This window comes from Pseudomonas sp. S1(2024), assembly GCF_046557535.1.
Window position 1 is genome coordinate 1 of the sequence record NZ_JBKGFP010000093.1, and the last position, 13,562, is coordinate 13,562.

Genomic DNA, 13,562 nt, shown 5'->3' on the forward strand with positions numbered 1-13,562 from the left:
CAAGTCAACTCAATAATTGGCCCACAATGGAAAACAAAGATACCGAACTTAAAAAAGGCCGCCGAAACAGTGCCGCCGAACCTTAGAAACTCAACACGCATGAATGTAAAATTACATAAATGCTAAAACAAGGAAATTCAAGTGGATAAAATTTTTGCCAGATTCATTGAAAATTTCGGCCCACCAATCGACCGCCGGGAAGTACCCCCATCAACAATCGATCGATATAGAGACAAGCTTCCTCCCAAGCTTCTGGAATACTGGTCCGAACATGGATGGTCGGGCTATGGCGAAGGTATATTCTGGCTGGTCAACCCACAAGAATATGACGCCGTGGTTTCCTACTGGATTGCAGGCACGACACTTGGCTCGCACGACAACTATCACTTGATTGCACGGAGCGCGTTCGGCGACCTGTACCTATGGGGCGAAAAATCCGGCTTTTCATTAAAAATCACGAGCATTAGCTCTCGATACGTCTTTCATAAGACCGACTTTACAAAAGAACAATTCAACACCGAACTTCAAGGCTTTATCCTATCAAGAAAGGTCGACTCAAATGATTTCAACGACCTTTTCAATCCCGCCAAAGAAAAGCTTGGCAGACTTAAACATGACGAGATGTACGGCTTTTTCCCCGCACTCTTGCTGGGTGGCTCTGACTCCCTGCAGCACCTTCAAAAGGTCAGCGCCATTGAGCACTTGGTCTTTCTCGCGCAACTGACAGACCTGCAACCTTACCCCTTCTCCAAGCAACCAGATTGATGCTGCAGCCATTCACTTATCTTTTCTCAATGAACAATGCAGTAGCACTATCACGGACCAAGCGCCGTCAGGCGCTTGGCACCTGTACATGATGGGCACGGTCAAGGCTTTAGTGGCCGCTCTGTGGCTTGTTGCTTTCGGCGGCAAGCACCGAGGCGAATCCATGTCGCGACTATTCAGTCATCACCCTACCCCATTGACGCCGGCCCACCTCTTCGCCGCCATGTTCACCTGAACTTCGCCGAACCTACCGGAAACGAAGTCGCATTTTCCTACAACCGGCTCAGAAACTTCCGAACCGAATCCATGGTGAGATTTTCCCCTGCACACGCTGTCAGGGAGACACCTCATGTACCTGGATTACCTCGTGCCCTCCTGGCACGAGATCGAGTCACGTGTCATCGCCATGGTGGGCTACCAAAGCGGTGGCCAGTTCCGCACCAGCCTCAATGAAGAAGTCGCCTCGCTGGGCCTCAACCTGCGCCGTATAGAAGCTGTCCGCACAGCCTTCTACCACGCCGAATGGCAGGCGGCGCACATGCTGCGCCAGCGCTTCGCCGACCTTGACATCAACAGCATCGTCGACGAACTGCTGATGGTCGTACGGCAGATGGCGATGATCGTCGCCGGCAGCACCATTACCGGTGGCCTGATTGGTGCGGGGGTTGGCGCATTCGCCGGCGGCGCCGGAACCATTCCGTTCGCCGGCGCGGGCGCGGCCATGGGCCTCAAGGTCAGTGGCTGGATCCTCGGCGCGCTGGGGCTGGCCTCCATCGCCGAGTTCTTCATCGAGGGCTTGCCGCGTATCGGCGAGTACTACGTCGACGGCATTCGCTTCGCCTGGGAAGGCACCTGCGGCAATGAAGGCACGGGCCCGTTCTGCCGGGACGACCCCTATGCGATATCCCGGGCCACGCATCAGATTGCCCAAGGCCATGTGGAAGTCGTGTTGCTGTTGTTGGGGGCGATCGTGTCGTACCTCACCCGCGGCCGCGGCGATGCCCGGGTGCTGGCCCAGGAAATGGCGGCCAGCCGCAAAGGTGCGCGGCTGGGGCAATGGATGCTCAAGCATGAAGAAGGGTTGAAGCAACGGCCGGACCTGCAGGTGCCGGAGCGGCGCAAGGGGGTGGTGGGTGAGCCGCAACCGATGCAGCCTGATCGGCCGGCAGGGAAAGACAAGGAGCCCTCGACAGGGAAGCCCGGTAGCATGCCGTTGCATACCGTGGCGTGCTTCAAGGCCGACAAATTGCCACCCGCCAAGCATGGCGAGTTTGAACGGCAGTTGAAGGGGCAGCAGGATGGGTTGAACCGGCTGACGGTTGAGGAGTTTTTAGAAAACGTTGCTAACCCGATCAAGCGAGATCCGCGCGCAGCCAAACTGGCGAGAAGAAGGCTACAGCGTGACCTCGAAATTCGACTACACGAAGAACTACTGGAAACAATGAGCCCTCATGAAGCCAAAGTACTTGCGGCAAGAAAAGCCAAGGAGACGATGAGCACCTTGGCCGCGCTTCACAACCCGGATCTGATCGCAGGAGGCAAGGATGTGATTACCGATTTCGGCGACAGGCAAGTCAACTCCACAATTGGGCCGCAGTGGAAATCAAAAGTCGATAGTCTTAAACGTGCCGTTGAAAACGCTCAGAGCTTTGGCAGAAAACCTATATTTCTGAATGTAAAGCTACACAAGTGCTAATGGAGAAATGCTATGGATGATGTGTATTCGATATTTTTGGAGTCCATAGGAGAGCCGATGTTTCGGCAGGAAGTCCCACCCACAAGCATTGATCGGTACCGAGACATACTGCCTGAGCAATTACTTGAGCTCTGGGCAGAGCATGGTTGGTGCGGATATGGCGAAGGAATCTTCTGGCTGGTTAATCCTCAAGAGTACGAAGGCGTGCTCGCCAACTGGCTTGATAATTCGGAGCTCAAGGAAAGCGATACATACCATGTTATTGCACGTAGTGCCTTTGGTGACTTGTACCTATGGGGCAAGAGAACAGGGCCGTCCCTTTGCATCTTCAGCAATGTTTCTCGATACACACATGATCCGGTAGAGCGACTGCCACAGGCAATGAATCGAGCTTTCCAGGCTTTCCTCTTGTCACTAGACCGAGAATATCTTGACTTCGACGACCTATTTGAAGCAGCAAGAAAAAAATTAGGCAATCTTAACCACGATGAGATCTATGGTTTTACACCGACACTACTCTTCGGAGGAAGGCCTAATCTTGACCACATTGAAAAACTCAAAGCCACAGAGCATCTGACATTTCTATCTCAGGTTGAAAAACTACAACCCTATACGCTCTCGGACATTTAGCAATGGGCTCCCACGCAGCCAAACATCGATCCATGCAGACTTCCGCAAAGTCCAGGAACAATTCGAGCATTGGCCTCAGTGGAAAAGCAGCATAGACGGGCTCAGACGGGCCGCCGAAGAGATGGCTGGTACAGATGGTGGCTCCGGCCTTTTGAATGTGAAACTGCACAAGTTCTGAAACATCTGGAGGTCATCGTATGGACGAAGCATTTTCCGTATTTATTGAGGAAGTCGGTGAACCTATGCATAGACAGGAGGTGCCTGCATCGACCATTGACCGTTATCGAGGAAAGCTACCGGATAAACTTCTACAGTACTGGATTGAGCATGGATGGTGTGGGTACGGTGACGGCATGTTTTGGACCGTAAACCCACAAGAGTATGATGGCGTGGTTGCATCTGTACTTGAGAGTGCAAACCTAGAGAAGTACGACAGATTTCACCTCATAGCCCGCGGAGCCTTTGGTGATCTTTATTTGTTTGGCGAAGAAACGGGATTCTCACTAAAAATTGCAACGCATATTGGCCGTTATGTTGGGAGAACACATGAATTGACAGCAATTGACATGGACAGGCAAGTGCAAAATTTTTTCGCCTGCAGAGATTTGGATTCGAATGATTTTGATGAAATGTTTGAGCCTGCCAAGAAGAACCTCGGCATACTAGGGCCGGATGAGATGTACGGTTTTGTTCCAGCATTGGTGTTTGGCGGCCCAATTCGTTTCGAAAATCTTGAGAAGCTGAAAGCAATTGAACATCTTGTACTGCTTTCTCAGCTTTGCAGCATCGAGCCCTATAGCTTTTCCGACTTCTAAACACTTAAAAAAGGACTTAATCAAATGGACGTCATATTCAGCATCTTCCTCGAAACCTTCGGCGACCCCGTCGACCACCAACCAGTACCGCCCTCTGCCCTCGATCATTACCAAGGCAAACTCCCCAACCGTCTCCTGGGATACTGGCAAGAGCACGGCTGGTGCGGCTACGGCGGTGGCCTGTTCTGGCTGGTAAACCCTCAGGATTACGAAGACGTAGTAGCGTATTGGCTGTCAGGCACGCACTTCGAAGCACGCGACACTTATCACCTCATCGCCCGTAGCGCTTTTGGCGACCTGTACCTGTGGGGCGAGAACACCGGCTCGGTGCTGACCATTGCGGCGTACCATTCCCGTTACCTCGATGGCGCCCACAGCTCAGGCGACGAAGAGCGGGACAACAAGATCCACGGCCTGCTCATGTGGCTGATGACCGAATGCATCTATTTCGACGACCTGTTCGAACCCGCCAGGGAACGGCTCGGCACGTTGGCCGCAGACGAAATGTATGGCTTTGTTCCTGCCTTGATGCTGGGAGGGTCAGACAGCCTCGAGCGGCTTGAAAAGCTTAAAGCAGTAGAGCATCTGGTACTGCTCGCCCAACTGAGCGAGCTTCAACCCTATGAGCTGGCTGAAGAAGATGAATAGGCCCAGACAAACGCGTTCACCGGTGCACCGCATCCGGCCTGTCGACATCCAGCAGCACACCGGTATCCGGCACTTCTACCCTGACACAACTCGCCGGGTTGGCCTTGACCACCGAACGCGCCCCTTCATCGCCTGTCAGGCACGCAAGCGCCGGCCAGAAATCGCGCCCGAACAGCACAGGGTGCCCTTGCTGCCCTTCATGGCAAGGCAACACGATGGTCGACGCACTGGCCCTGGAAGCCAGCCGGGCAAGGGTTGCCTGCTCCAGCCAGGGCATGTCACCCAACAGAATCGCTACTGCCTGCGCCTCACTGTCGGCCAGCGAGGCGGCGCCGGCCGCCAGGCTATGGCCCATGCCCAATGCGAAGTCCGGGCTGGAGATGACCCGGCACCCCGCAGGCAGCCCCAGATCCACGCCCCGCTCCCCCTCGCGCAACACCACCCGCACATCGTCGAACGCTGCACAGGCCCGCTCCACGCTGTGCACCAGCAAGCTGCGACCATCAACCAACAGCGCCCGACGCTTGTCAGCCCCGAAACGCACGCTGCTGCCAGCAGCCAATATCAGTGCAACCACACTCACAGCGCCACCCGCTCGATACCATTGCGCACGCGAAGGATATCGGCCAGCACCGCCAAAGCGATCTCGGCCGGGGTCTTGCTGCCCAGGTTGAGGCCGATCGGGGCGTGGATGCGGCCCAGTTCGACCTCGTCCAGGCCACCGATCCGCCGCAGGCGTTCACGGCGCTTGTCGGAGGTCACCCGGGAGCCCATCACACCGATATAGAACGCCTCGGTGCGCACCGCTTCGAGCATGGCCAGGTCATCGATCTTCGGGTCGTGGGTCAGCGCCACCACCGCGGTGTCGGCATGGCAACCGCCATGGGCGATGAACTCCGATGGCAGCTCACGACGCACCTCGATGCCATCCAGCCGCACGCCGTCGAGCACTTCGTCACGCGGCTCGCAGAGGATGACTTCGAAGCCCATGCCCTTGCCGAACTCGGCACAGAAATGCGCGACGCTGGAGTACCCGGCCAGCAGCAGGCGCTGGGCGGCCCCCACACGCAAGCGTACACAGGCACTTTCACGCTGCACACGCGGCCCCTGGCGGTGGTCATCGGCAAGCAGGCGCATGCCCTCGGGCAGGCTCACTTCACGCAACACACGGCGCCGGCCCTGCAATGCGCTTTCCAGCTCACGCAGGTGCGCCTGCACGTCACATTCGGCCGGCAGGTTCTCCACCAGCACTTCCAGCACGCCGCCACACGGCAGGCGGATGCTCGAACGCGAGTCGCTGCCATCGCCATAACGCACGATAGCCACCGGCTCGGGAAACTCCCCCCGCCCCACGCGTTCGAGGAAGTCGTCTTCGACGCAGCCACCGGACAGCGAACCGAGCCACTGCCCGCTGGCGTTCACCGCCAGCAGCGAGCCCGGCGCACGGGGCGCCGAGCCATAGGTGGCGAGTACCGTGCACAACCACACCCGCTGGCCGCCGCACGACCACTGCAACGCCTGGCGGACCACCTGTAGATCGAGATGCTGCACCCTTTACTCCGCCTTCAGCTCGGCGAGCTGCTGTACGCTCAGGTCACCGGGCAATCCACCCCAGGCCTGGCGCAGGTAGTTGACCATATCCGCCACCTGCTGGTCATCGAGCTTGTCGGCAAAGCCCGGCATCGGCTGCATGCGCTCGAAGCCGGTGAACTGCTGTTCACGAATGCCTTCGAGGACCACCTTGACCAGGTTGCGCGAGTCGGCCTGGCGTAGCACCGTGTTGCCGCGCATGGCCACGGCGATGTGCGGCTTGCCCTCGCCGTCCACCCCATGGCAGCCGGCGCAGACATTCAGGTATTGCTGGCGGCCGCGCTTGGCGCTGTCGCTCATCTGCTCCAGCGCCACCGCCTGAATGGCCTTGGCCGGTGGCGGCTGGTCGCCCAGCAGGTAGATGGCCATGGCCGCCAGGTCGGCATCCTCCAGGTGCTGGGTGCTGTGGTGCACCACTGGGAACATTTCGTTGAACATGCTGCCCTGGGCGCTGATGCCGTGCTTGAGGAAGGTGGTCAGGTCCGGCTGGGTCCAGCCGCGCTCGGCCAGGTCCTGGGCCAGCAGGCTCGGGGCCAGGTAGCCACCCAGCAGGCCGCCGCTCAGGCGCTGGTCTTGCTGCAACGCACCGATCGGGTTGCGCGGGGTATGGCACTCGCCGCAATGGCCCATGACTTCGACCATGTACTGCCCACGCTGCCAGGCCGGGCTTTTGCCCTCGGTCGGCTGCAACTGCACGCTTTTACCGTACAGCATGTTCCAGCCGCTAAGCCCCTGGCGCACGTTGAACGGAAAGCGCAACGCAGTCTGCGGTGCCGGGCGGTTGATTGGCGGCACGGTCATCAGGTAGGCGAGGATCGCGTCTGAATCTTCGCGCTTGATCAGGTGGTACGAGGTGTACGGCATCGCCGGGTAGAGGTTGGCGCCGTCCTTGCGCTTGCCCTCGGCTACCGCGGCGAAGAATTCGTCAGCGCTGTAGTTGCCGATGCCGTACTGCTTGTCCGGGGTGATGTTGCTGCCGTAAATGGTGCCGAACGGCGAATGGATCGGCAGGCCGCCGGCGTACGGCGCGCCGCCTTCAGCGGTGTGGCAGGCCATGCAGTCGGCCGCGCGGGCCAGGTATTCACCGCGCTTGACCTGCGCCTGGTCGGCCGCCTGGGCAAGCGAGGTAACGGCAAGGCCGAGAGCCAGCGCCAGTGCGCTACGAACAAGACCCATGCTCAACCCTCCTTGACCAGGCCGAGGTCGTTGAGCACCGTACGGGTGGCGTCGTAGTAACGCACGTAGCCGGTGCAACGGCAGATGTGGTGGCCCAGGCTCGCCTCGATGCGATCCTCCACCTCGCTCTTCTTCAGCGGCTGGCGCTGGGCGGTTTCCACCAGCACCGTGGCGGCATTGACGAAGCCCGGCGCGCAGTAGCTGCACTGGAAGGCGAACAGGTCGACGAACTTCTGCTGGATCGGGTTCAGCGTGAGGTTGCCGGCCTCGTCCTGTTTGGCATGGCCCTCGATGGTGCGGACCTTCTTGCCCTCGAAGTAATGCGCGCCGGTAATGCAAGTACGCACCTCCTCGCTGGTGCCGTCGGGGTTGTCGACGATCACCACGCAGGCGTGGCAGATGCCCTGGCCGCAGCCCAGGCGCGAGCCGGTGAGGTTCTGGTGTTCGTGCAGGTAGTCGATCATCGCCAGGTCGTCGGGGACCTCGACCGGGCCGACCGGTTGACCATTGAGGGTCAGTTGCAGTGGACGGTTAGCCATTGAGGGCCTCCTTGATACGGGCTGGGGTGATGGGGAGATCGCGAACGCGCTTGCCGATGGCATGCGCGACAGCATTGCCGATGGCCCCCACGACCGGGATCATCACCACCTCGGCAATGCCCTTGGACGGGTCGGTCGGTGACAGCGGCGGTAGGATTTCACTGGTCTGCTGCCAGACCGCCACGTCGCGCGCACGCGGCAGGCGGTAGCGGTTGAAGTTCCAGTCGCCCTCCCCGGGCCCGCCCTCGTACAACGGCATTTCTTCGGTCAAGGCATGGCCGATGCCCATGGCGATACCGCCCTCGAGCTGGCCCTTGACCAATTCCGGCACCAGCACCCGGCCGCACTCGACCCAGCTGTGATGGTTGAGTACCTGCACTTCGTGAGTGCCCTTGTTCACCTTGACTTCGACAATGGTCGCCACCGGGCTGTAGTAGGTGACCATGGCGTTGTTCAGCTGAGTGTCGGGGTAGGCGGCGTTCTGCCGGTCGAGCAGGTGGTAGCCGTGGCTGCTCATCTGCGCCTTCTTGGCGCTCACCGCGCCATCGCCGTATTTGACTGCCACCGCATCGAGCGGGAAGCGTTCGCGCACGCCATCGATGACGAAGTCGGCCTCGGCCCAGCTCCAGCGGTTGAAGCCGTGCACGCTGACGCCGGTGACCAGGCCCATGTCATGGGCCTTTTGGGCCAGCTGGGCGAACGGGATCGGTGACAGGCCGTTGCCGGTCAGCTCACCGTTGACCCATACCGCATTCTCGCGGCGCACCACCAGCGGGTTGGCCTGGCCGCCGTACGGGCCCTGGCGCCAGATGGCCATGGCCGCCGGCCACAGACCGTGGTTGAACAGCACGCGTGCCGCTTCGCGGGTGGCATGGCTGAAGTAGAAGGCCGAGTTGGTTGCCGACGACGGCGAAGCGAGCTTGCCGACCCAACGCGGGTTGCGCAGCGCGGCGTCCTGCTCGGGCTGGCTGATCAGGTACGGGTTGCCGCTGGTGGTCAGCTGCAGCTCCGGCCATTCGGTGACCGCGGTCTTCACCTCGTCGGCCGAGCGGCCAAGGAAATCGCTGACAACCAGAGCCTGGGAGGTGGACATGCCGGTACCCAGCTCGGTGCCGATGTGGCGCAGGCTGATGCGCCCGTCGCGGCTGAACTCGATGCTGGCCATGGGGGCTTCGGAGCCGGTGCCGAAGTCTTTCTGGCAGATGGCAAAGCCCACGCCATACCAGTGGTCCGGGTCCTTGGCATCCATCTGCTGCTTGCGCGTGTCGCGGTTGCGCCACCAGTCGTGCACGGCGGCCTTGTCGAGAATCTCGTACAGGCGCAGAGCGCCGGCCGGGACCGCGCCCTGGGTGTTCTTCATGCCCGACTTCAGCGCGTTGGCGCGGCGCAGGTCGATGGCATCGACGCCCAGGCGCCCGGCGATCTCATCCACCATCATTTCGGTGGCGGCCATGGTCTGCAGCGTGCCGTAGCCACGCATGGACCCGGCCTCGACGCCACGGGAATGATAGGCAGTGACCGACAGATCATTCTGCGGCATGTAGTAGATCGACTGCGCCGCCGTGGCGCCGACCGCCGCCACCGAGGGGCTGTAGTTGATACGCCCGCCGCCGTCGCAAGTCATGTCGGCGCGGAAGATCTTGAAATTGTTGTCCTTCTTGTCCACCGCCAACTGGTAGCGGATATCGAAGGCATGGCGCTTGATACCGCTCTGAAACTGCTCGTAGCGGTCGTTGGCCAGGCGGATCGGCACACCGGCGCCATACAGCGCGGCCACGGCGGCGTAGAAGACGAAGATGTTGTTGTCTTTCGAGCCGTAGCCCACGGTATAGCCCGGGTGCATGTTCAGCGTGTTCAGGGCGAAGCGCGACGGCTTGATCATGTGCACGCATTCCTGCGCCACTTCGAACGGGCACTGGGTCGCCACCACAAAGTGCAGCGTGCCGCTGGCCGGGTCGTACCAGCCGTTGCCGTTGTCCGGCTCCAGGGCGGCCGGCTCGATGGACGGCGTCTTGTAGCGCTCGTCGAACACCAGCCAGTCCTCGGGCGGGTTGTCCAGCTGCTCGGCCATGCGCTTGGCATGGAACAGGCCCTGCTCGGTCAGGTCGCCATGCTGGTTGGGCTGCTTCGACCACACCGGCTTGCGGTTGAGGATGGTAGGGAAAAGCATGGAATTCTTCAGGCTGGAGAATTCATCGTCGCCGAACGGTGTGGCACCGCCCACGCGCACGAAGCGGAAGCTGCCGTAGGGGTCGCGCTGGTACAGCGGCGCCTGGGCGCCATAGCGGATCGCCTGGTCATTGAACTGCAGCTTGCGCTTGGCCTGACGGAAGCGCTCGAAGTCGTGCCAGATCAGAATCGCCACCGGGTGGCCGATGAACATAGGCACCTTGCCGGGCGGCAGCAGCGGGTCGGGCGAGTGGGCCTCGGGCCAGGCGATGCCGTCCTTTTCCAGGTCGGCAGCGGTGACGATGCGGTCCGGCTGCAGGTCGGCGCCAAGCAGGCTGAGGTCATGGCCGGCATAGATACGATCGGCCTTGGTCGCCTTGAGCAGCAGCGCATGGCCCTGTTGTGCGGGCCAGCCGGGCATGTCCTTGGCGCGGATGTCGCGAGCGAACACCTTGTCGCCGCACACCTTGGACAAGGCATCGTTACGGAAACGTGCCTTGCCATCATGGTTCATCCACTTCTGCGGCGAGGTGGTGACGCGTTCCTCCATCAGCGCGGCGAATGCCTGGCTGCCGAGCGGCGCCATGGTCACGCCGACACCAGCGATCAGGCCGCCTTGCAGGAAGGCGCGCCGGGAAATATCACGGTTGGACATGCTTGATCCTCTGGGCAGCAGGGGTACTGCCCTTTTTTTTGATTCTGGTACTAGCCTGAAAAGCTGACCCATGCGTCAACTTTACAGCAATTGTGTTGGCGCAGGCAAAGTCAAGTCGACAATATGTCGCGACATGCCTGGGATCTGGGGCGGAATTTGCTCTGGGGCTGGTAGGCGTTCGTCTTAGGATCTCCCAGGCGCAGACAATCCCACGGCAAACACCTGCAAGCCCTGATGCGCCCCCCCTGACCAAAAACCAGAGTTAACCTTGGGTTAATCGACCCAAGCCAGCATGACCCCTTTCAACGTACTGCCAAGGCGAAGACATGCGCGTCCTCCTGCTCTTCCTGACACTGCTGCTGGCCGGCCCGTTGCAGGCCAACCCGTTCGATGTCAAACCGGACTTCCTGCCGGTCAACCAGGCCTTCGTGCTTACCCACGACCGCCAGGCCGACGGCCAGATGCGCCTGTTCTTCCAGATCCAGCCTGGCTACTACCTGTATCAGAAACGCCTGAAGTTCGACGGGCTTCCCGCCGACCAGCACCCGCAACTGCCGGTTGCTCTCAACCATCACGACGAGTTCTTCGGCGACAGCGCGGTGTACCGCGACCAGCTCGAACTGTTGCTCCCGGCCAATGCCCAGGGCCAACTGCGGTTGGGCTGGCAGGGCTGTGCCGACGCAGGCTTGTGCTACCCGCCGCAAACCACGCTGATCGACCTGGGCGGCAGCAAGGCGCCGGTTGCCGAGCAAGCCAGTGACCAGGCCCTGGCCAGCGGCCTGCAACAAGGCCACCTGGCCTGGAGCCTGCTTGCGTTCTTCGGCCTGGGCCTGTTGCTGGCCTTTACCCCCTGCTCGCTGCCGATGCTGCCGATCCTCGCCGGGCTGGTGCTGGGCAATGGCGCCAGCGCCCGGCGCGGCTGGATACTGGCCGGGGTCTATGTACTGAGCATGGCCCTGGTGTATGCCGCCCTGGGCGTGGTCGCCGCGCTGCTGGGTGCCAGCCTGCAGGCCTGGCTGCAGCAACCCTGGCTGCTGGGCAGCCTGGCGGGGCTGTTCGTGCTGCTGGCCCTGCCGATGTTCGGCGCCTTCGAACTGCAACTGCCCGCCGCCGTGCGTGACCGCCTCGACCGCGCCGGGCAAGGCACCCGCGGCGGCAACCTGTATGGCGCGGCGCTGCTCGGCGCGCTGTCCGGCCTGCTGATGGGCCCGTGCATGACCGCGCCGCTGGCCGGCGCGCTGCTGTACATCGCCCAGAGCGGCGACGTGCTGCAAGGGGCGCTGGTGCTGTTCAGCCTCGGCCTGGGCATGGGCGTGCCGCTGCTGTTGCTGGTAACCCTGGGCAACCGCTACCTGCCCCGCCCGGGCGCCTGGATGAACCGGGTCAAGGGCGTGTTCGGCTTCGTGTTCCTGGGCATGGCGCTATACACCTTGCGCAGCCTGCTGCCCGCAGCATTGCTGCTGGCCCTGAGCGGCGCCTTGCTGATTGCCCTGGCCTGGGCTGCCTGGCCGGCCCTGCAGCGGTTGCCAGCATTGCGCGCCTTGCCACTGCTGGGTGCCCTGTGGGGCGGCCTGCTGCTGGTGGGGGCGGCAGCCGGTGGCGACGACCTCTGGCAGCCGCTGCGCCCGTTCGCCGGTAGCGGCGCTACGCCGGCCACCGACCAGCACACCGAGGACGCCTTCGTCACCGTCAGCCGCCCCGAAGACCTGCAACGCGAACTGGATGCGGCCAAGGCCCGTGGCCAGTGGGTGATGCTCGACTACTATGCCGATTGGTGCGTGTCGTGCAAGGTCATGGAAAAACAGGTGTTCGCCCGCAGCGACGTGCAGGCCGGCCTGGCCGGTGTGCACCTGCTGCGCCTGGACGTGACCGCCGACACCCCAGCCAGCCAGGCCTTGCTGCAGCGCTACCAGGTACCCGGCCCGCCCAGCATCATCTGGGTCGGCCCGGAAGGCGACGAACGCCGCGCGCGGCGCATCACCGGTGAAGTGGATGCGGCCGCCTTCCTGCAACACTGGACCCAGACCAGGAGCCAAGGCTGATGCTGACCGTAACCCTCGGGCCACTGACCATGGCTCTCAACCATCTGCTGATGCTCACCGCCCTGGTGATCGCCAGCATGGTCGGCTGGTGGGTCGCCCGGCGTGGCGGCGAGAGCCCGGAATCGGCACTGTTCAACCTGTTCCTGATCGGCCTGCTGTGCGCACGCGCAGGCTTCGTGCTGGCGTACTGGCCGATGTACCAGGACGACCCGCTGCAGATCATCGATATCCGTGATGGCGGCTTCCTGTTCTGGTCGGGCCTTGCCGGCATCGTGCTCGGCGCCCTGTGGCAGGGCTGGCGCCATCCGGGCCTGCGCCGCCCGCTGGGCTGGGCGCTGTTCAGCGGTGGGCTGTTCTGGGGCCTGGCCAGCCTCGGGGGCCACCTGTACAGCAAGGGCACCGAACTGCCCGATTTAAGCCTGCGCAAGGCCAACGGCCAATCCGTGGCGTTGCACAGCTACCGCGGCAAACCGCTGGTCATCAACATCTGGGCCACCTGGTGCCCACCCTGCCGACGCGAAATGCCGGTGCTGCAACAGGCGCAAAGCGCTTACCCGCACGTGACCTTCCTGTTCGTCAACCAGGGCGAGACCCCGGAAAACGTCAGCACCTTCCTCGCCACCACCGGCCTGAGCCTGACCCACGTGCTGTTCGACGGCACCGGCCTGTTGGCCCAGCGCGTCGGCTCCATGGCCCTGCCCACCACCCTGTTCTACGACGCCGACGGGCGCCTGGTCGGCAGCCATCTGGGCGAGCTGTCCCGGGCCAGCCTGCGCCACGCCCTGGAGCCTTTCGACCGGGCCACCTCGCCCGCCCCTGCCGCACAAGGAAACTGAC

12 protein-coding genes are annotated in these 13,562 nt (G+C 61.8%); 7 read left to right on the forward strand and 5 right to left on the reverse strand.

Annotation, left to right across the window (positions count from 1 at the left end; all coding sequences use genetic code 11):
- The first annotated feature begins 141 nt into the window (after positions 1-141).
- The 5 genes from ACLCGK_RS25745 (at position 142) to ACLCGK_RS25765 (ending at position 4,554) form a co-directional block, all read left to right on the forward strand.
- On the forward strand, positions 142-765 hold the full coding sequence (locus tag ACLCGK_RS25745) for a GAD-like domain-containing protein (RefSeq protein WP_367245277.1): 624 nt from the start codon (positions 142-144) through the stop codon (positions 763-765).
- Between the two features lie 349 nt (positions 766-1,114).
- Positions 1,115-2,461, forward strand: coding sequence for a DUF6861 domain-containing protein (locus ACLCGK_RS25750; protein WP_410953247.1), 1,347 nt, complete (start codon positions 1,115-1,117; stop codon positions 2,459-2,461).
- A 12-nt stretch (positions 2,462-2,473) separates the two neighbouring features.
- Complete coding sequence (locus ACLCGK_RS25755; RefSeq protein WP_410953248.1) at positions 2,474-3,091, forward strand: GAD-like domain-containing protein; 618 nt, start codon at positions 2,474-2,476, stop codon at positions 3,089-3,091.
- 197 nt (positions 3,092-3,288) lie between these two features.
- The gene (locus ACLCGK_RS25760) at positions 3,289-3,906 is read left to right on the forward strand and encodes a GAD-like domain-containing protein (protein ID WP_023661099.1); all 618 of its coding nucleotides are present in this window, start codon (positions 3,289-3,291) and stop codon (positions 3,904-3,906) included.
- Positions 3,907-3,930: 24 nt separating this feature from the next.
- Positions 3,931-4,554 carry a GAD-like domain-containing protein gene (locus tag ACLCGK_RS25765; RefSeq protein WP_367245350.1) on the forward strand — a complete coding sequence of 208 codons (624 nt, stop codon included), beginning with the start codon at positions 3,931-3,933 and terminating at the stop codon, positions 4,552-4,554.
- 16 nt (positions 4,555-4,570) lie between these two features.
- Here ACLCGK_RS25765 and ACLCGK_RS25770 read toward each other — a convergent pair whose 3' ends face one another.
- The 5 genes from ACLCGK_RS25770 to ACLCGK_RS25790 are packed head-to-tail and all read right to left on the reverse strand — an operon-like array spanning position 4,571 to position 10,683.
- A complete protein-coding gene (locus tag ACLCGK_RS25770) occupies positions 4,571-5,137 on the reverse strand; it encodes an NTP transferase domain-containing protein (RefSeq protein WP_367245351.1) in 567 nt (188 codons plus the stop codon).
- On the reverse strand, positions 5,134-6,105 hold the full coding sequence (locus tag ACLCGK_RS25775; protein WP_367245352.1) for an XdhC family protein: 972 nt from the start codon (positions 6,103-6,105) through the stop codon (positions 5,134-5,136). Before ACLCGK_RS25775 ends, ACLCGK_RS25770 begins: the two co-directional genes overlap by 4 nt.
- A 3-nt stretch (positions 6,106-6,108) precedes the next feature.
- Complete coding sequence (locus tag ACLCGK_RS25780) at positions 6,109-7,320, reverse strand: cytochrome c (RefSeq protein WP_410953249.1); 1,212 nt, start codon at positions 7,318-7,320, stop codon at positions 6,109-6,111.
- Positions 7,321-7,322: 2 nt separating this feature from the next.
- Complete coding sequence (locus ACLCGK_RS25785) at positions 7,323-7,859, reverse strand: (2Fe-2S)-binding protein (RefSeq protein ID WP_013973477.1); 537 nt, start codon at positions 7,857-7,859, stop codon at positions 7,323-7,325.
- A complete protein-coding gene (locus tag ACLCGK_RS25790; RefSeq protein ID WP_410953250.1) occupies positions 7,852-10,683 on the reverse strand; it encodes a xanthine dehydrogenase family protein molybdopterin-binding subunit in 2,832 nt (943 codons plus the stop codon). Before ACLCGK_RS25790 ends, ACLCGK_RS25785 begins: the two co-directional genes overlap by 8 nt.
- A 326-nt stretch (positions 10,684-11,009) precedes the next feature.
- Between ACLCGK_RS25790 and dsbD the strand changes: the two genes are divergently transcribed.
- Together dsbD and ACLCGK_RS25800 are read left to right on the forward strand one after the other, a co-directional pair.
- Positions 11,010-12,725 carry a protein-disulfide reductase DsbD gene (gene dsbD / locus ACLCGK_RS25795; RefSeq protein ID WP_410953251.1) on the forward strand — a complete coding sequence of 572 codons (1,716 nt, stop codon included), beginning with the start codon at positions 11,010-11,012 and terminating at the stop codon, positions 12,723-12,725.
- Complete coding sequence (locus ACLCGK_RS25800) at positions 12,725-13,561, forward strand: prolipoprotein diacylglyceryl transferase family protein (RefSeq protein WP_410953252.1); 837 nt, start codon at positions 12,725-12,727, stop codon at positions 13,559-13,561. The genes dsbD and ACLCGK_RS25800 overlap by 1 nt, the downstream gene beginning before the upstream one ends.
- Position 13,562 lies beyond the last annotated feature (1 nt).